Origin of the sequence: Methanobrevibacter sp. (assembly GCF_030539555.1) — an archaeon.
Taxonomy (GTDB): Archaea; Methanobacteriota; Methanobacteria; order Methanobacteriales; family Methanobacteriaceae; genus Methanocatella.
On record NZ_JAUNXX010000010.1, the window covers coordinates 1 to 19,323 of the forward strand.

The following is a 19,323-nucleotide window of genomic DNA, read 5'->3' on the forward strand; positions in this document are numbered from 1 at the left end:
AAAGAAGTAAGAGAAAGCATAGAAGAGTTCACCACAAAAGACGGAAGAAAAATCTATCTTTTAGCTGACGGTAGACTAGTCAACCTTTCAGCCGCACGTGGACAGGGACACCCTGCTGAAATCATGGACATGAGCTTTGCCGTGCAAGCACTGTCTGCAAAATACATCTTGGAAAATGACCTTCCAGTAGGCGTTACCAAGGCACCTGATGAAATCGACTACACAGTAGCTTCCATGAAACTGGATGCAATGGGAATCGAAATCGATTCTTTAACTGATAAACAGAAAGCCTATATGGCGAACTGGCAGGAAGGAACATGATACTATGGCAAGAACATTCACATCTGAATCAGTAACACAAGGACATCCGGACAAGGTTGCAGACATCATCTCAGATGCAATACTTGACGCCTATATGAAAAGGGATCCGTTTGCACACGTTGCATGCGAGACATGTGTGACTACAGATTACTGTATGGTGTTTGGGGAGGTAACCTCTGAAGCCATAATCACTACAGAAGAAATCGAAAAAATCATTAGGGACACAATCAAGGAAATCGGTTATGATAACCCGGCCCTGAAATTCGATGGCGCCAACTGTGAAGTCATATCCAAACTCCACTCACAGTCTCCCGACATCAAACAGGGTGTTGACGGTGAGGAAACCGGAGCTGGCGACCAGGGTATGATGTTCGGTTTTGCAACCAATGAGACAGATACATTAATGCCTTATCCGATTTACCTTGCAAGAAAGCTTACAAACAAATTAACAGAACTTAGAGAATCCTGTGTGATTCCATACTTAAGACCTGACGGCAAGGCACAGGTATCAGTTCACTATGATGATGAGGGTAATGTTGAATATCTTGAAGCGATTGTGGTGTCCACCCAGCATGACGAGTCAGTATCAGACAATCAGGAACAGTTGCACAAGGATATCCGAGAAAAACTCATCAATGAAGTCATTCCTCAGAATCTGATTACAGAAAATACCAAAATCCACATCAATCCGACAGGCAAGTTTGAAATCGGGGGTCCTCACGGAGATGCAGGTCTGACCGGCCGTAAAATCATCGTTGACACATACGGAGGTTATGCAAGGCACGGTGGTGGTGCATTTTCAGGAAAAGACTGCACCAAAGTTGACAGAAGCGCATGCTACATGGCAAGACACATTGCAAAAAACATCGTTGCAGCAGGACTTGCAGAAAAATGTGAAATACAGCTGTCCTATGCCATTGGAGTTGCAGATCCGACTTCAGTAATGGTTGATACAAAGGGCACTGGCGTGGCAGACCTTGACTTCGAAAAAATAGTGCGTGACAATTTCAGCTTAACTCCTGATGGAATCATTGAAACTCTTGACTTGAGACATCCGATTTACAAACAGACCGCCAAGTGTGGGCACTTCGGTATTGAAGGTCTTCCATGGGAGTCAACCGACAAGGCTGAAGACTTAAAAAAATACATCAAATAGAAACTTCACCTGAAGTTTCAACTCTTTTTTTATTTTTTGTCCGGTTTAATCTATATGCTATAATTTAAGAGTTTTGTTTTAATTTTGTACTTAATCCTAATTAAATTGTTGATAAATTATATTCGCATTTAACTCACCAAGTAGTTAAAATATCTCTCGAAAATTGGATATGCTTGAAAGAATTTTGGAATCGGGATATAGTTTATTATGTTCTCATCAATATCAAATTATTAAGATCATCCATCAGCTGATGCCACATTATATATCCTACCAGTTTCAAATAATTAATCATGAAAGCAGTTATCCCGGCAGCAGGTTTCGGAACAAGGTTCCTTCCTGCAACCAAATCACAACCTAAAGAAATGCTTCCCGTCTATGACAAGCCGATTATCCAGTATGCAATGGAAGAGGCGGTTGCATCAGGAATTGACGATATTCTTATCATCACGGGCAGAAACAAGAGATCCATCGAAGACCATTTCGACAAGTCATATGAGCTTGAGCAGACCCTGCAGAAGGCGGGAAAGGACAGGATCCTAAAGCAGGTGAGAAAAATCACTGACCTTGCTGATGTATGCTACGTCAGGCAAAAAGAACAGGTGGGTCTGGGCGATGCGATACTTCGGGCGGAAAGGCATATCGGCGATGAGCCTTTTGCAGTTCTTTTGGGAGACACCATCGCAAAGTCAAAAACGCCCTGCACCAGGCAATTGATGGAAATATTCAACAAATACCAGAAATCAGTCATTTCACTGAAGACAATTCCAAACACAAGACAGAACAAGTATGGTGTGGTGAAAGCAAGTCCGGTTGAAGACAACATCTACAAAATCACCCAACTGGTTGAAAAGCCTCAAAATGAAAACAGAAAATGCCTTGCAATTGTTGGAAGATACGTCCTGACATCAGACATTTTTGATAAAATCAGAGAAACCGAGCCCGGTCTCAACAATGAAATCCAGCTTACCGATGCGATTTCAAAGCTTGATGAGGTCTACGGTACTGTCTTTGATGGAAAGACTTTCAACATTGCAAACCGTTTTGACTGGCTTAAGGCATCAATCGAGTTCGGTCTTGAAACTGATGAGAGGGATGAGCTTATCCAATACATGAAAACCTTCATCGGTTAATCTGGAATGATTTATTTAAACTAAACTAATTAATTTTCCCGCTTGCACTTGTGCATGACCATAACAGATTTTACATCAAAGCAAATGTTAAAACAGGGATATATAGAATATTCCTCTTGAATTCTATTTTGGATGTCCTGTTGGAAACCAATATTCCATAATCTGCACCATATTTGCTTTTTGCTCTTGTAAGTTGGCTTTTGGTTTTTTTGCCGATACCAACTTCAATAGGTATGGTTTCATCCAAGTTTTTAATGATGAAGTCAACACCTTTCTTGTTGGAGTCGTAGAATAAACCCAATGAGTGTGGGGATTCATAGGACAATCTGTTTAAGGTGGATGCAACCATATTTTCAACAAGCACGGAATAACATTTCTCATGATTCAAGTCATATCGTCCTACACGGTAATTTAACGCTGATTTTATGGAAGGCGATAAAAAGAAATGATGTTTTGGTTTGTTAAGTATTTTACCTGCAGGCCCATATGCGCTGATGCTGAATATTAGCTGAGATTTTTCCAATGCTTCCAAAATACTGTCGACGGTTCGGACATTAAGATTAAGACTTTGAGCCAGTGATGAGGAGGATGTGGTTCCTGGCTTTTTGGTAGCCAAATATGAGATTAATCTTAAAATGCTTGCATTGGTATCCTTTTTGAATGATGCAAAATGTTTCAAATCCTCCTGGACAATTCTCTCCACCATATCATTTGTCCGCCTATGAGTTGAAATTTCTGAAATGTTTAGTGCATATGGAAAGCTTTGTGAATGGAGGTATTTTTTAAATTCCAATTCCGGATCATTATCCAATTGAATTAAATCCTTTTTGATGATGTTTTCACAATCCTTTGCCTCATCAACAGTAGTGGGGTTTAATTTTAAAATCAAATCCCTGAAATTGTTTTTTGTTAAGTTGACGTTGTGTTTTAAAAGAAGGTATTCCTGAAAACTGCATGGCAGTAACTGCTCTTTTTCAATTCTCCTTGATGCATCAACATTAACTTCCAGCCCCAGTGCTGATGAACCTGTAAAAATCATGAAGATGTTGAATGTTTCATTAAAGAGCAGTCTTGCATAATTTGCCCAGTTTTCATCCAATTGTGATTCATCAACAAAAAAGAAGATTTTTTTATTCAGTCCTGCAGGAATTGTTTGGTGAATATCCTCCAAATACAAATCAAATACTTCCTTGATGCCCACATCATACACGCTTTTTAAATCATGCACGTCCAGGTAGAATATGTTGTCTTCAGGGATGTTTTTCTGTTTTGTCAGATGATTGTATAACTGATATAATATTGTTGTTTTGCCTACTCCTCTCAAACCGGACATCATTATAAAACGATCATAGTACTCTGATTCAGCATCCAAAAAATTATTGCAATGTTTTTTAAGTGTTATGTATTTCAAGCGTTCATTGTCAATTTCTTCCAAATGGTTGGATGATAATATTCTTGTTTCCCTTTGTTTTGCATGAATGTAGTCAATCAGTTCCTGTTTGGATGGCATGATTTTCCCTCATATTATGTTTTTGATTTTTATTTATATAATATTATGTATTTTAATACATAATTAATATATAAATAGTTATGTAGTACAATACATAGCATATATAAATGGTTATGTAAATCGTATTTATTATACAATTTTCATCTGTTAAATTTCACCAATAATAAAATTAATAATAAAATTCATTCAAATAATCGTACTGATACTCTACAATTTCCAATATTTAAATTAAACGATTTACAAATCTCAAAATTGATTTCAACTTGTGAAATGCAAATGGACATGATTCAAGAATATGGGCAGATGGTTTAAAACAAGTAATGTATAATATTAATACCTTAGATGTGTGTATATGTGATGACGGGTTGAGTATTGGTAATAATTTTCGGTTGAATGGAATTGATGTTGATGATTGTGGGGCTATAGAGCAACATCTAAAACTTCAACAAGTTCTCAAAAAATGGAAAAAGATAAATCTGATGGTGTTATGTGAAAGAGGAGTTCAAAAAAATAATTGATAATTTTCAATTCTCCTCACTGGCATGCAGCATATGATGCAATCTGCTATGAAATCCTCGTCCGGGGCATTGAAATTATCATTTAAGTCATTCGAGTGCTTAAGCGAAGGTGATTTTCACATTCCCATAAGAAACATTCCGGAAATGGCGTTGCATAACACCAGTATCAGGAATGATACGACAGGTGCGTATTTGACCCTTGAGACTTTCTGCTTTTCGCTTTCGCTTTTTTTGGCTGAGTTTTTGATGTATTTTTCCTCATCCCTGTAGTCTGAGTAGAATATCCAAAGGGCCAGCAACGGAACAACCCATGCCATAAGAAGGGCGAACAAACTTATAATTCCTCCAAACAAGACGCCAAGAATTCCGAAGAGGAAATAGAAGAAAAACATTACAAACAATGAAATGATGAAAACCTTGATGAAACTGTCCTGGAAATTCAAGTCCTTGATTGTGCCGAGATCATGGATTCTAATCAGGTCGGTGTCGTAGTCCGGGGAATTTTTGATGTTGTCCTCACCGATTTTTCCTATATAAAACTCCTTAAGCTCATTTTTCATTTCCTCTGGAATGTCCATGTTGGGCAGGTTCTTGTTGTTTCTGCTGTTTTTAGCGGTGCTTAGAGCACTTTCTCTTTCGGGTTTTGCCTTGAAGAATTCCTCGGAGATGTTTTTTCTCTTTTTTGCTATATTTTCAATTTCTTTTGAAACCATTGGATAACCTCCCTTGCTATTAACAGTAAATAATATTGCAAAGATGATGTCTTCTGAGCAATGATTTAAATTATTCTGGGGATATTTTTGTTAAAGTCAATATATAAGTCAGTTAAAGCAATTAATTTATGTCCTGGTGAATACAGTTTTTGGAAAATATTGCTCCAAATTAAATACATGAAATTATGATTTTCACCATAAAAATTACTGTTTTATCCAAAAAATACCTGATTTTTCTTGACAATGATTATAAAATTAATAATTCAATAACTTATTATACAACAAATTACAAATATGGCTATATAAAACAGATTTCAAAGAAGTGGTGCAGTTATGATTGACCTGCTAAGCATATTGACTCAAATTGATGATTTCATGTACTTTCCTGTTCTCATTATAGTGATGGCAGCGGCAGGAATTTATTTTACAGTCCGAACAAGGGGAGTCCAGATAAGGCTCTTTCCGGAATCCGTAAGGCTTCTTCTGGAACCTTCCGGTGATGACAATTCGGTATCGTCACTTCAGGCAATGCTTGTATCGACCGCTTCAAGGGTCGGAACCGGAAACATCATCGGAGTTTCAACAGCAATCTGTCTTGGAGGCCCCGGCGCATGCTTCTGGATGTGGATTATGTGTATCATAGGTGCATCTTCTGCATTCATGGAAAGTACTCTGGCTCAAATCTACAAGCGCAGGGATGAAAACGGCCAGTTCTATGGTGGACCGGCATATTATATCGAGGAGGCTCTTCACTCCCACAAGATTGCGATTCTGTTCTGCATTTTCCTGATTGCAACATATGCTGTGGGATTCAATCTCTTGTGTTCATATAATCTCCAGTCAACATTCATGGAGTACTCATTCTATCATCCGTCAACCACTCCGCTCATAATAGGTCTGATTCTTGCAGCCATAACAGGATACTGCCTTTTGGGAGGGGGAAAAAGAATAGTCAAGGTTACAAGTACAGTTGTGCCTCTTATGGGTGTGTCATATGTCATTGTCGCTTTGATTGTTATTCTTTTCAATTATTCAAACATTCCGTCAATGTTTGCTCTGATTTTCCAGGACGCCTTCGACTTCAAGTCCATTGCCGGAGGGGTTCTGGGGTCATGTCTTGTATACGGTATTAAACGTGGACTTTTCTCAAACGAGGCCGGAGTGGGTTCTGCTCCTAACGCTTCAGCATCAGCGGAAGTCACACACCCTGCAAAGCAGGGTCTTGTTCAGACACTGTCAGTTTACATCGACACCCTTCTTTTGTGTACTGCAACCGCTCTCATGTGTCTTTCAACAGGTGTTGCAAGGGATGCGACAGTTTCTGGAGCGCCTTATGTGCAGAATGCGATTTCAACAGTTTTCGGTACTGCCGGACCGGTATTCATCACGGTTGCAATGGTGCTTTTTGCATTCACAACCCTTCTTGGAAATCTCTACTATGTGGACAATGCTCTGGCTTTCATGAACAACCGCAAAAAGCCATCAAAAAGATTCATGAACATCTTCTACATCTGTGCCGTGGTCATAATATTTACAGGCGCAATAATTCCGATGGATGCGGCATGGGCTGCTGCCGATATTGCAATGGGCGGTATGACCCTAATCAACCTGCCTACATGTATGATTTTGGGAAAATCAGCAATTGACTGTCTTAAGGACTATGAACGTCAGAAAAGGGAAGGAAAAGACCCTGTATTTGAGGCTGCTTCAATAGGCCTCAACCTTGAGGAGCTCGACTGGTGGAAATGAATGGACTGTCAATTTGTTGGGGCTTTTGGTAATATTTGGTGTTTGTAGATTAATGCAAAGGATATTGCCCAAAAGACATTGGGCAGAAATGTCATCAAAAAGCTCAAGAAAGTCAAAAAGTATGTTGCAGCCGCAACCTTCGCCAAGGGCACAGTAAAACAACCGTTACAGTCAAGTAGATGATTCATATCATCTGCTTTTTTTGTTCTTTTTTTTCAATAGTGGAAATGTTTATCCTATTTTTATAATGAAAATAAATATATTTTATTATCTTAATTTATAATCAAACTTATTTTTGTTGTTTAAATTCATTTTAAATAAAAAGTTGTCTGACTTTGTAAAATTGCTTTGAAAAATAACTGACTAATTTAAATATTAGGTCGAATAAATAATTTTGTAGTGGTGCGGTTATTTCCACATTAACTTAATAAATTGCCCTTAAAAAACCATTTATTTAATGATTTTCTATTTATTTTGAAAATAAAATCTTATATGGTTTTAGAATTAATATTGCTTCATGATTAGAAAAGTTCTATGGTGAAAAACTGTCAGAACATATTAACGACATGAATATTGAAAATTTAAGATTGACAAATGTGAGGTATCGAAAATGATTGCGGAATACACGGCATATAGAAAATATTTTTCTCCCGAAGAATGGAGAGTTCTTCGCAAGTGGGAACTGGATCCACACATGCCTTCCGGTAAAGACATGATGTACAATTTTTTAAGGTTGATTGGAGAAGATATTGAATATGATGAGGTCTTCAATTTTGAGGATGGCGAAAATTAATCTTGGACCATTTCAAGTTGGATGCGGCACTAAATTTTCAACTTTTCGATTTGGGTTCTCAAATATTGAGGAGGTTCCCATTGAAGATGCTCTTTTCCTTCATAAAAACATCAAAAGTGATTATTTGGATGGGGACGTGTCAAAATTTGCTGATGTAAATTTGTCCTTATTCAATTTTCAAAATCGCTTTTTTCATCCAATTTTGACCATGCCCGTGAACCTGGGGCAAAAAATCATTTCTTATAATCACTTACTTTTTCACATCATTATCAAAAAAGAAAAGAAGTGTTTAAGTTATGTTTTCGAGATTATCCTTGCGAATATTTTGGGCATAACATACGTTTCATTTATATGTTTAATCATCTAAAAATTGCTTTAACATTGTAAAATTGCTTTGAATTCATAATATTGTTTTGAAATTAAAGGAAAAGTATTTATTCAATGTGAATTTTTGTTCGTTTGTTGCGAACTTTAAATAGTAACAATAACTAAAAATAATAAATGGCATTAAAGTTTAATAAAACTTTTTTTTCAACGATAATCAAGTTGGAAAAAAGAAAAAACATTAACACTTGAAATTGCATGAACTGTGGCGACGACGGCACAATAAAATTTCCAAAAAAACTATATTTTTTTGGTTTGCAAATCCCCTTCCTCTATAGGATGGAGATTCAAATGTCTGTAAAGAGATAATAGGGTGGTGTTATTCAGTCTTTCGAATAACTCTGCAAATATTTCTTAATTGTTTTAATATGAATTAAATGACTGTTGGAGATTGATATTTATGGAAAATAATAAAGAACAAGAAATTTTACCAATTCAATTCATCAAAAAGGATTTTGACATCTCTGAAAAAATTGATGAAAACTTTTTGAATTCCATTAAAGAAGCCTTTGGGGGTGAAGTTTCTGTAATTAGTCTGGCTTTTTTGATATCTGATAAAGATGATGAAAATAAAAAAGAGATAATTTCATTTAATTATAGGAATGATAAGGAACAAAAAAATAATGAGGTTCTTGTAGATTTAAATAATCCAAATTCATTTGACAAGATTAAAAAAATATTTTAAATTATGATTAAGAGGTAATTTCATGAATTTTAACGAAACAACCATGCCAATACAAAAAAATGTTAATGATTTTCATGAAAATGTTGTAAATCCATTTTTAGAAAAGAGTAGAACTGAATATCCATATTCCATTGTTCAATCAGATTCAAATATTGTTGATATTACTTTACTAAAAAGCTTCCCGAATAACAAATATGATTTTATGTATGAAGATGCTATAAAATCTATAGAAAAATTTCTTAAAAGGATTATTCCAAATTATGGTTTAAGCGAAATTAAATTCCATGAAAATGTTCATTTAGGTTTCAATCCCTCTTTTAGGATTAAAGTACCAAATAATGTTTCTTCTAAAGAATTAAATCAATATTGGGATGATATTTTTAAGGAGGTAACTGATTTTGCAGATTCTGAGAAAATAGGGTTCATTTTAGATGATTTGTCCATTATATTATGCAGGTGATAATATGGATGATTCATTTGATTTCGATTACTTGATACCCTTTTGTCAAAGTTTGTGGGATAATAAAGACATTTTAGTTAATAGTAAATATCAATGTCTCTATAAAACTATTGTAAGTAGGGTTTATTATTCTGCTTTTCACCATGCAAAATCTTGGCTAGAGATTAATCATAACTTCAAAACTCGTGAATTTAATTATGAAACAGGTAAAATGCGGAATATTGGTGGGTTAAGTGAACATGTTCAGGTTTTTAAAGAACTGAGGAAGGTGGCCAAAGATCAAAAATCCTTGAAACGTGAATTTTTCAGCGCTTCTTCTAAACTGGAAGATTTGTTCAACAATCGTGTTGATGCAGATTATGATGAAACTTCAATATTTGAAGAAATTGAAGTTACTGATGCAATTCAAAATGCAATATTCATTGTAAACCTATTGAAATTTAATTAACATGTTTAATTAAATTTTCACAATGCTAAATAATACTCATAATGAAAATTTTTCAATTAATATTTCATCATATTATCCACATCTCTTTTTGACAGTTCCAAAAATCACTAAAATCTCAACTTTTAAATAATTTGAACAATATAAAATTAATGGGTTTTTAGAAGTTTTTGCTAAAAACATCAAGATTGGGAGAACATAAAATGAGATGTGTTGGCACAGTAGTGCGTGGAATAAGGACACCTATTATTAAGGAAAATGACGATTTGGCCACAATTGTTGTGGATTCATTGATGAATGCAAAGGAAGCTGAAGGATTCGAGTTTAATGACAAGGACATTGTCGCAATCACTGAGGCGGTTGTCGGAATTTCAGAGGGAAACTATGTCACCGTGGATGATGTGGCAGAAGATTTAACCAAGAAGTTCCCGTCAAAGGACATCGGGGTAGTTAACCCTATCTTAAGCAGAAACAGGTTTTCAATCATCCTCAAGGGTATTGCCAGAGCAATGGATAAAATTACACTTTTAAGCTCTTTTCCGGCTGATGAGGTTGGAAACGGAATTCTTGATGAGGACACATTGGAGAAAAGCGAATATAATCTGGGAAGCGTAATTTCCGAAGTGGAATATGCAGAAACCTTCGGCTCATGGATTCACCCGTTCACCGGAATCAACATGGTCGACTTTTACCGTGAACTCATCGAAAGCGAGGACTGTGAAGTCGAATTCGTATTTTCAAATGACGTGAAAACAATCCTTGACTACACCAAAGATGTTCTCACCTGTGACATCCACACAAGATTCAAGACAACAAAACTGCTTGAAAGCTTAGGTGCCAACGTATACGGGCTGCACCAGGTTTTAACCGAACCTATCGACGGGTCCGGATGCAACCCTGACTATGGTCTTTTAGGTTCAAACAAGGCAACCGAGGAAAAACTGAAACTCTTCCCAAAAACCGGAGACACACTTGTCCGTGAAGTTCAAAAAAGGCTGATTGAAAAAACCGGAAAACAGATTGAAGTGATGGTGTATGGTGACGGCGCATTCAAGGATCCTGTCGGAAAGATCTGGGAACTTGCTGACCCTGTAGTATCACCGGCACACACCGACGGACTTATAGGATATCCTAACGAAATCAAGCTTAAATACGTTTCAGACAACAAGTTCGCCGACTTGAAAGGCGACGAGCTGAAAGAAGCAATCAAGGAAGAAATCAGATGCAAGGATGAAAACCTCACCGGTCAGATGATTACCGAAGGAACCACCCCAAGGGTACTGACAGACCTCATAGGTTCACTGTGTGACCTCACAAGCGGTTCCGGAGATAAGGGAACACCGGTCATATTCATTCAGGGATACTTCGACAATTTGGCAGACGACTGAATTACATTAACCAACCATCACAAATTCACTTTTTTTTTAAATTTTTCGATTCACGAAATTCATTCGGAATTTTCCAATGGATAATCAGCATTTTAGAAAAATGTTTATTAGTTAAGCAGTATAAAAATATCAGCAAGGTGAAAATATGCAAATAACTACTGGAGAGGAACTTCAGGACAATGAAGAAATCACATTCATCGGAGAGGTTCCGAAATTAATCAACTCAAACATTTTTGTTCACGGCGAGAACAACATTCTGGTCTGTGAGGAAGGAGTGACCTTAAACAACTCCAGGATTGATTTTCACCAGGACAATTCAGTCTTATACTTATCAAGCAACTCCCATCCATACAATGTAACGATTTCGCTCAACAAGGACAGTGCCTGTTACATAGGAAAGAACAACTACTTCAACGGGACAACTTTCATCATAGCATCGGAATCCAAAAACATTGTCATAGGAAGGGACTGTCTGTTTTCATATAATGTGGTTATCAGAACCTCGGACGGGCATGGGATTTACTCGACAGAGTCCAAAAAGAGAATGAACTACGCAAAAAGCATTTTCATAGGCGACCATGTATGGTTCGGCCAGAACGTATTCGTCCTCAAGGGAACCCAAATCCATTCCGGTTCGGTTATCGGAGCAGGTTCGGTTCTCTCAAACAAGCTTGTTCAATCCAATGTCACTTTTGCAGGAAATCCCGCCAGACTGACAAAGGAAAACACATTCTGGATTCCTCATTCAACCCAGGGGTGGGGTGAAGAGGAAATTGAAAAGATGGAAGAGTACAACAACGACCTTTTCACTTTCAGCGTTGATGACACTACGCTGGATTTCAATGAGCTGGATGAGAATCTCCTGAAGTTGGATGCTGATGACGCCCTTGACTACATTATCGAAAAATTTTTCATTGAAAAGAAAAACCGTTTTGCCGGATTCTTTTAAAAACTACTTATTCAAATTTACTTAATTTACAATTTATTTCTGGAGGATTATTATGAACATTACAGTTATAGGAACAGGTTATGTGGGACTTGTCACAGGAGCCTGCTTTTCAAAGATGGGAAACAAGGTATACTGTGTGGATATCGATGAAGCCAAAATCGAAGGGCTTAAAAAAGGAATTCTGCCGATTTTTGAACCTAACCTTGACACACTGGTAATGACAGGTCAGGAAAAAGGCGATTTGATTTTCACAACAGACATCAAAGAGGCTTTGGATGATACAAACATCATTTTCATCGCCGTTGGAACTCCAATGGCTGAAGACGGAAGTGCAAACCTTGACTATATCTTTTCAGCGGCATCAGATATAGCAAACAACATCACAAAGGACTCTCTTGTTGTCATCAAGTCAACAGTTCCAATCGGAACAGGCTTCAGGGTTAAAGACCACATCAACCGGATACTTGAGGAACGTGGATGTGACATCAAAATCCAGATAGCCTCAAATCCTGAATTTTTAAAAGAGGGCAAGGCAATTCAGGATTGCCTAAGTCCGGACAGGGTGGTTTTAGGCGCAGAATCAGAAGAAGTCTTCGAAACACTTAAATATCTGTATTCTCCGTTCGTAATCAACCACGACAGGTTCGTCCTGATGGACGTTAAATCATCTGAAATGACAAAGTACGTTGCAAATGCCATGCTTGCAACCAAAATTTCATTCATGAACGAGATTGCAAACATCTGTGAAGCTACAGGAGCTGACGTTCAAAAGGTCAGGCTTGGAATCGGATCGGATAAAAGGATAGGATACCATTTCATCTATGCCGGATGCGGATATGGGGGAAGCTGTTTTCCAAAGGACGTGCAGGCCCTGATCAATACTGCACAGACTCACGGCTACGAACCTGAAATACTGACTCATGTCGAAACCGTAAACAAAAGGCAGAAAATGGTTCTGGCCAACAAGGTCGTAAGCCATTTCGGAGAGGACCTCACAGGATTGACATTCACAATATGGGGACTTGCATTCAAACCGGGAACTGATGATGTAAGGGAGGCCACATCCCTTGTTGTGGCATCTGAACTAATCAGAAGAGGAGCCAAAATCAAGGCATATGATGCTCAGGCAGTGGATGAATTCAAACGTTCAATCGGCGATGAATACCTCAAATCCATAGAATTTACAACTAACCGTTATCAGGCAACAGAAGGTGCTGATGCGTTGATACTGATTACTGAATGGAAAGAGTTCAGAACTCCTGACTGGGAGCTTTTAAATCAGAACTTGAATCAGCCTGTGATATTTGACGGAAGAAACATCTACGACAATAAAATCAGGGACTACGGATTTACACTCTATCAAATCGGATGTTAATGTTTAACATATGTTATCTTAAATGATATTGTGAAAAGGAAAATCTTTTAAAATTTTCAAAATTTCACATTATTTTTCCTTTTTTTAATATATAAGTCACTTAAAGTCACTCATTTAATTTTAAAAACATAATCACATTGTTTATATAATATGTTTAACTATATAGTTACAAGGAGGGTAATAATTTGGCTTTTAGATTTTCTGTCGTGATGACTGCATACAATAGTGAAAACTATCTTTCACTTGCTATCGAGTCAATCATCAACCAGAGCCTTGACTTTAAAAGGAATATCCAGATTATTGTCATTGATGATGCAAGCGATGACCACACTCCCGATATCGCATACTATTATCAGGACAAATACCCCGAAAACATTTTCGTTTTAAGAAACCCCGAAAATCATGGTCCGGCATATTCAAGAAACCGTGGATTAGGTCATGTTCAGGGGGAATTCGTTAATTTTTTAGACAGTGATGATTTCATCACCGAATACGCTTTCAGCAAAGCACTGGACCTGTTCAAAAAGCATGATGAAATCGACATTGTTTCCATGCCTATTTATTATTTCGGAGCCAGAAAGGGTGAACATTCCCTAAACTACAAATACACAAAAACCCAGGTTGTCAACCTGTTTGAAAAGCCGGAATACGTTCAGCTTTCAGGACCCTCAGCATTCTTCAGATTTTCAAAGCTTAAAAACTACAAGTTCAATGAGGATCTGAGGGTTTCAGAAGATCCCCTTCTTATCAACCAGATGCTTCTGGACAATCCGAATATCGGGCTTTTGGACGGCTGTGCATATTATTACAGAAAACATGACAATCAGAAATCACTGATCGGTTCGTCCACTCACAGGAAGTCCTACTACACATCACGTGTGGACAACTACTTTTTGGCGCTTATAGAGTACGCCATCCAGAAATACGAAAAGGTTCCAAAATTCATACAGCATGTGCTGATGTACGATTTGCAGTGGATTTTCGAAATCAGGCGAGTAGGCCATATCCTGAACAGGGAGGAACTGGTAGAGCTTTATGCCAAGCTGATTAAGATACTCTCATATATAGAAAGCGATGTTGTGATTTTTCAAAAGTCAATTCCAGGAACATTGAAATCACATATACTGCTTTTAAAAAAGCACAATGTAAGATATCTGGCTGATAAAACAGACATAGGAAATGACGGATGTAATCATATTCAGGAACTGGATTTGGATAAGGTAAACATTGACATCTGCCAAATCGAAAACGACAGTCTATACATCATGGGATATTTAACAACCTTCACGATGGAGCCGAACATTCAGGTTAAAATCAACGACGCCAAAACCATGCAGGTCACACTGATAGATTTCCCTCAAAGGGACAACTATTCACTGAACTTCAACTACGGATTCAACCATAACTTTGAAGTGTTCATTCCTCTTGAGGAAGGCATGAAGGTGTCCTTCAAGATAGACCAGCATCAGCTGATTCCGGAATACACCCACAACTCCAGGCTTTCCAAGGTGTCAAAATACATGCTGTCCGAGAAATACCTGGTCTGTGATAGGGATGACCATATTCTGGTCTTGAGGAGAAACTATGCAAATACATTTAAAAATGAAATGAAAACATCAATCAATATTTTACGCCAAAGAGAGCCGGGCTGGAGAACCGGACTTCTTTTGAGGGTATTGTATTTCATCTATTATCCGTTCTATAAGGACAAGCATATCTGGCTTTTCATGGACCTGCCTTACAGTGCAGACGACAATGCATTCCATCTATTCAGATACATGGTCGAGGAAAACATAAGCGACGTTGAAAAGTATTTCGCCATTTCAAAGCACGACTATGAAGTTCACGATGTCGAGATAATGGCAAACAAATACCAGTCAAGTTCCAGGATGTTCAAGATAAGAAGACTTTTGGGTCTGGGCAATCCGAGCAGCGAATATCAAAAGATAGCCGATATAGGCTTTGACATTCCTTTCAGGTCAATCAGACACAGGATCTATTCGCTTTTCGCAGAGGCAGTCGTCTCATCAAACCCTGACAACAATATCATATATCCGTTTTGGGGCAATTTCGAATACCTTGCAGGCCTTGTAAGGTCAAAAACAGTGTTCCTGCAGCACGGAGTTACAAAAGACGACACATCATCATGGCTCAACAAATATGACAAGAATATAGACCTTGTGGTATGCGTTTCAGACATGGAAAGGCAATCATTCATCGACAATCCTTACGGATATCCGAAAGAGGCAATTCAGGTACTCGGTTTTCCAAGATTCGATAATCTTGAAGTTCTTGAAGACAATAAGGAGGTTATCGTAATGCCTACTTGGAGAAGACATTACAATGACCTTGAGGACGAGGACTTTGTAAGAACCACATTCTTCAGGGCATTCAACAATCTTTTAAACGACGATGAATTAATCGAATTCATCGAATCAAAAGGATACAAGCTGGTTTTCAAGCCGCACCCTAACCTGTACAAGCATATCCATCTCTTTGACAGGCATCCTAAGGTAAGTTTCATAGACAGAAGCTACAATGAAATCTTCAATCACTCATCACTGCTTGTAACAGACTATTCAAGCGTATTTTTCGATTTCGCATTCCTTGAAAAACCTCTCATATATTACCAATACGGCAAAGACTACCATTTCGACGTGGAGAGCGGATATTTCGACTATGAGACAATGGGTTTCGGACCGGTTGAAAAAACACATGATGACGTGAAAGAGGCAATCATGAGATATGTTTCAAACGGCTGTGAGATGGAGGATGTCTACAGAAAACGTGTTGAAGAGTTCTTCAAATTCAGGGACAGGGAAAACTCAAGAAGGGTTTATGAAGCAATAAAAAACATTGATTTCAACCATTAAACTATTTTTTCCAATATAGATTTCACACCATCTCTCTCCTGATTTTTCCAATTACTTCAATAATTTCAAATTGTCCATCAATTATTTTACCTATGAACGTCAAGTCCATCAGCTTAAACAGACCTTCCAGTATTTTAACCGATTTCAAAAACTAGCCTCCTTAAAGGGCAATACTACTTTTAACCCTTTAGAAGTTACAAAATATTTAAATAGATTCCGAAGATAACTTATATCAAGTGGTGATTAGATGCATGTAAAAGACATATTAGACGATTTAGGAATACGCGTAAAGCTTCCTCAGCATTGGTATTCAACCGATGTGGGTGACGAATTCGAAGAACCGAAATTAATCCAAAACGACGATATCATCAAAATAGAGGCTGCAAGCGGCGATAACAGAAAAGTGATAGTCCTTGATGTCAATGACGGCATGAGCGTCGTTACAGTATTCAGCGATGAAAAGGTCATAGGTGTAAAATACCTCAAAAACAAGGACGATTTTGAATATATCGGAAAGCCGTCCGAGCTATACTTTTAAGTACCTGCAGACAATAATGCCGCTGGCTATCCCGATTATGCAGCCAACTGCCACATCGAATGGGAAGTGCATGCCTATATAGATTCTTGAAAATCCGATTGTCAGGCTGAATGCAACAGCAAAGCACCTGACGAGAACATCCCTTCTGAAATACTCTTTCGCCTTCAAAAACAGCACGGTCATGACGCTCAGTGTTGTTGCGCTGTGGCCTGATGGAAATGAATTGGGATCAACCGATGATGTCAGAATGTGGACATGGCTCAAAACCAGATATGGTCGTGGCTGGCTGAAAAGCAGCTTGACTGGCGCGGTAATCAGAACCGCCAGTATTATCGCACCTGCAAAGAGCCTGACCAGACCGTAGTATCTGCCTGAATTGAAGACGTTCTTTCGTGTCAGGAGCAATGCGACTGCGCACAATATTGCAAGGCATGTCAGCCCGCCGGCATCGCTTATGTGGGGCATCAGAAAGTCAAGATAAGGATTGCTCAATCCGTTGTTGATAAGATAAAAAATTTCAGTATTTGCATTCATCATTATTAATATTGTTTTTCAATCGTTAATACTTGTTGTCCTCAAAACGTTTAAATATATTTTAAAATATATCCAATATTATAGAATTAAAGGAGGCTAGAAAATGGCTGATAAAAAGGCTCCTGCAGATGGCTGGCCAGTAATCAGTGGCGACTATGTTGTAGGGGACCCTGAAAGTCCGGTTGCAGTAACAACCCTTGCTTCTCACATTGAAGCCGAATTGTCCGGAGCTGCAATTGCAGGACCATGTAAGACAGAGAATTTAGGTATAGAAAAAGTAGTTGCAAACGTAATATCAAACCCGAACATTCGTTTTTTAATCGTAACCGGTGCCGAAGTGCAGGGCCACATCACAGGTCAGAGCATCAAGGCGCTGTATGAAAACGGTGCCGATGCGGATAAAAAGAAAATCATCGGAGCAACAGGGGCTATTCCTTTTGTTGAAAACGTGCCTCTTGACGGTATCGAAAGATTCCAGAACCAGCTGGAAATCGTTGATTTAATCGATACAGAAGACATAGGCGCAATCCAGTCCAAAATCAATGAATGTGTAGAAAAGGATCCGGGCGCAATCGAAGAGGATCCGATTGTCATGGAAGTTGATGAGGAAGCCCAGAAGATGGTAATCGTTAAAGGCGCCAAAAAAGACAAAAAAGAGCAATAGGCTTCTTTTTTGTTTTGCTTTTTTTTTATTTTTTTTTCATACACCTGTTTTATGTGATTTTTCACAAAATAATTTTTTTGCACTTTTCTAGAAAAGGTAATATTTATATATGATGGGGAATATAGTAAGTATTGCATCGGTACAATTTGCATTTTTTAAAAAAGTATATGTAAAAACCGATAAGTATATATAATATTATAACAAAAGTATATGTGCGGATATGTATTTTTACCAAAAAGATACATAAGAAATATGTTGCATATTTCTAAAAAAGTTGTCACCATTGTTCACATGTTTTATCTTTTGAGGTGAACATCAAATAAAAATTTAGGAGAAGTAATAATATGAATGGGATAATAAACGACAATAATGTAATCAACTGGTCTGAAAAAGTCAAAAACCTCGACAACAACATCCGAAAAGAAATCGGAATCGAAGGTGAATGCGATGCAAAGCACATCCTAATCAAGGTGCAGACAAAAGCTGCCGAATGTATCGAACCTGCATTCATCGTAGCGGAAGACGATACCTTCCTGGACCTTTTCGTCCTCTCTCCGCAGGGAGCAGGAATCACATCAACAGCTGTTTTGAAATCAAACATCCAAAGCGTTGGCGTAATCGGAGGGCTTTCAGCAGAAAAAATGGACGTAAGAGAGATACCCGATGACGTGGATGCAATCGAGGACCTTGGAGGTTTATACCAATAAACCCCTATTTTTCAGGACAGAACCATGAGGAGAAAGAAAAAGCAATCAGGAAAAAGGCATCTGAATAATGATTATTACAACAGGGAGCTGTTGCTGAACAAGAAGATAAGGCAGTTTCAAAATGACTATTACAACCTCTTAAACCCTCCGCTTCATGACGAATACATGAGGATGGATGTGCTGAGACGGGACATCAAGTACCTGCTGAGGTGCCAGGAATACCAGGTCTGGCAAAAGTCATACAACCGCAAACATGCTTATTTCGACCAGTTATCATTATTCAAATCAATGTACATAATGTGGAAAAGGCGCACCTTTTTCACCTACATTGAAGTGTATCACCAAGTACCGCACCACATCGCACTGTGGGCAAAGACCATAGGTGCAAACATGGTCCCGAACGGAGTGTTCGGAACCTAATTTTTTTATAT

General features: G+C 38.0%; 20 protein-coding genes and 1 pseudogene. 16 read left to right on the forward strand and 5 right to left on the reverse strand.

Annotated features, from left to right (window positions below; translation table 11 throughout):
- The 3 genes from Q4Q55_RS03610 to galU form a co-directional block, all read left to right on the forward strand.
- Positions 1-321: adenosylhomocysteinase (locus Q4Q55_RS03610; RefSeq protein ID WP_303371455.1), on the forward strand; the 321-nt coding region annotated here is incomplete at its 5' end.
- 4 nt (positions 322-325) lie between these two features.
- Positions 326-1,477: a methionine adenosyltransferase gene (metK, locus tag Q4Q55_RS03615; protein WP_303371456.1), complete on the forward strand. Its 1,152-nt coding sequence runs from the start codon at positions 326-328 to the stop codon at positions 1,475-1,477.
- 290 nt (positions 1,478-1,767) lie between these two features.
- Complete coding sequence (gene galU, locus Q4Q55_RS03620) at positions 1,768-2,607, forward strand: UTP--glucose-1-phosphate uridylyltransferase GalU (protein WP_303371457.1); 840 nt, start codon at positions 1,768-1,770, stop codon at positions 2,605-2,607.
- A gap of 70 nt (positions 2,608-2,677) precedes the next feature.
- Here the strand turns inward: galU and Q4Q55_RS03625 are convergent, their stop codons facing one another.
- Together Q4Q55_RS03625 and Q4Q55_RS03630 are read right to left on the reverse strand one after the other, a co-directional pair.
- Entirely contained in the window at positions 2,678-4,117 is a 1,440-nt protein-coding gene (locus Q4Q55_RS03625) for an ATP-binding protein (RefSeq protein WP_303371458.1), read from the reverse strand.
- A 634-nt stretch (positions 4,118-4,751) separates the two neighbouring features.
- Positions 4,752-5,348: a hypothetical protein gene (locus tag Q4Q55_RS03630; RefSeq protein ID WP_303371459.1), complete on the reverse strand. Its 597-nt coding sequence runs from the start codon at positions 5,346-5,348 to the stop codon at positions 4,752-4,754.
- Between the two features lie 333 nt (positions 5,349-5,681).
- Here Q4Q55_RS03630 and Q4Q55_RS03635 point away from each other — a divergent pair, with 333 nt between their 5' ends.
- The gene (locus tag Q4Q55_RS03635) at positions 5,682-7,097 is read left to right on the forward strand and encodes a sodium:alanine symporter family protein (protein ID WP_303371460.1); all 1,416 of its coding nucleotides are present in this window, start codon (positions 5,682-5,684) and stop codon (positions 7,095-7,097) included.
- Positions 7,098-7,105: 8 nt separating this feature from the next.
- Here Q4Q55_RS03635 and Q4Q55_RS03640 read toward each other — a convergent pair whose 3' ends face one another.
- The gene (locus tag Q4Q55_RS03640) at positions 7,106-7,285 is read right to left on the reverse strand and encodes a hypothetical protein (protein WP_303371461.1); all 180 of its coding nucleotides are present in this window, start codon (positions 7,283-7,285) and stop codon (positions 7,106-7,108) included.
- Positions 7,286-7,707: 422 nt separating this feature from the next.
- Here Q4Q55_RS03640 and Q4Q55_RS03645 point away from each other — a divergent pair, with 422 nt between their 5' ends.
- The 8 genes from Q4Q55_RS03645 (at position 7,708) to Q4Q55_RS03680 (ending at position 16,449) form a co-directional block, all read left to right on the forward strand.
- Positions 7,708-7,890 (forward strand): hypothetical protein, encoded by a 183-nt coding sequence (locus tag Q4Q55_RS03645; protein WP_303371462.1) that lies wholly within the window; start codon positions 7,708-7,710, stop codon positions 7,888-7,890.
- 784 nt (positions 7,891-8,674) lie between these two features.
- Positions 8,675-8,959 carry a hypothetical protein gene (locus Q4Q55_RS03650; RefSeq protein WP_303371463.1) on the forward strand — a complete coding sequence of 95 codons (285 nt, stop codon included), beginning with the start codon at positions 8,675-8,677 and terminating at the stop codon, positions 8,957-8,959.
- Between the two features lie 22 nt (positions 8,960-8,981).
- On the forward strand, positions 8,982-9,419 hold the full coding sequence (locus tag Q4Q55_RS03655) for a hypothetical protein (protein ID WP_303371464.1): 438 nt from the start codon (positions 8,982-8,984) through the stop codon (positions 9,417-9,419).
- A 4-nt stretch (positions 9,420-9,423) separates the two neighbouring features.
- Entirely contained in the window at positions 9,424-9,867 is a 444-nt protein-coding gene (locus tag Q4Q55_RS03660) for a hypothetical protein (RefSeq protein WP_303371465.1), read from the forward strand.
- A 200-nt stretch (positions 9,868-10,067) separates the two neighbouring features.
- Positions 10,068-11,252 carry a coenzyme F420-0:L-glutamate ligase gene (locus Q4Q55_RS03665; RefSeq protein WP_303371466.1) on the forward strand — a complete coding sequence of 395 codons (1,185 nt, stop codon included), beginning with the start codon at positions 10,068-10,070 and terminating at the stop codon, positions 11,250-11,252.
- Between the two features lie 145 nt (positions 11,253-11,397).
- Positions 11,398-12,201 carry an acyltransferase gene (locus Q4Q55_RS03670; RefSeq protein WP_303371467.1) on the forward strand — a complete coding sequence of 268 codons (804 nt, stop codon included), beginning with the start codon at positions 11,398-11,400 and terminating at the stop codon, positions 12,199-12,201.
- A gap of 52 nt (positions 12,202-12,253) precedes the next feature.
- Positions 12,254-13,576 (forward strand): UDP-glucose/GDP-mannose dehydrogenase family protein, encoded by a 1,323-nt coding sequence (locus Q4Q55_RS03675; protein ID WP_303371468.1) that lies wholly within the window; start codon positions 12,254-12,256, stop codon positions 13,574-13,576.
- A 185-nt stretch (positions 13,577-13,761) separates the two neighbouring features.
- Positions 13,762-16,449 (forward strand): CDP-glycerol glycerophosphotransferase family protein, encoded by a 2,688-nt coding sequence (locus Q4Q55_RS03680; RefSeq protein ID WP_303371469.1) that lies wholly within the window; start codon positions 13,762-13,764, stop codon positions 16,447-16,449.
- Positions 16,450-16,471: 22 nt separating this feature from the next.
- On the opposite strand, the gene Q4Q55_RS03685 is transcribed toward Q4Q55_RS03680, so the two are convergent.
- Entirely contained in the window at positions 16,472-16,597 is a 126-nt protein-coding gene (locus tag Q4Q55_RS03685) for a hypothetical protein (RefSeq protein WP_303371470.1), read from the reverse strand.
- Positions 16,598-16,696: 99 nt separating this feature from the next.
- On the opposite strand from Q4Q55_RS03685, the gene Q4Q55_RS03690 reads away from it, so the two are divergent.
- Entirely contained in the window at positions 16,697-16,987 is a 291-nt protein-coding gene (locus tag Q4Q55_RS03690; RefSeq protein ID WP_303371471.1) for a hypothetical protein, read from the forward strand.
- Here the strand turns inward: Q4Q55_RS03690 and Q4Q55_RS03695 are convergent.
- Positions 16,976-17,524 (reverse strand): phosphatase PAP2 family protein, encoded by a 549-nt coding sequence (locus Q4Q55_RS03695; protein WP_368660131.1) that lies wholly within the window; start codon positions 17,522-17,524, stop codon positions 16,976-16,978. The two genes, Q4Q55_RS03690 and Q4Q55_RS03695, sit on opposite strands and share 12 nt — an antisense overlap.
- Positions 17,525-17,624: 100 nt before the next feature.
- Here Q4Q55_RS03695 and mtrA point away from each other — a divergent pair.
- From mtrA to Q4Q55_RS03710, 3 genes and pseudogenes are all read left to right on the forward strand, one after another.
- Positions 17,625-18,128, forward strand: a pseudogene (gene mtrA / locus Q4Q55_RS03700) (tetrahydromethanopterin S-methyltransferase subunit A); the annotation flags it as partial.
- A gap of 401 nt (positions 18,129-18,529) precedes the next feature.
- A complete protein-coding gene (locus Q4Q55_RS03705) occupies positions 18,530-18,892 on the forward strand; it encodes a hypothetical protein (protein WP_303371472.1) in 363 nt (120 codons plus the stop codon).
- A 24-nt stretch (positions 18,893-18,916) separates the two neighbouring features.
- The gene (locus tag Q4Q55_RS03710; protein WP_303371473.1) at positions 18,917-19,312 is read left to right on the forward strand and encodes a hypothetical protein; all 396 of its coding nucleotides are present in this window, start codon (positions 18,917-18,919) and stop codon (positions 19,310-19,312) included.
- Positions 19,313-19,323: the final 11 nt, after the last annotated feature.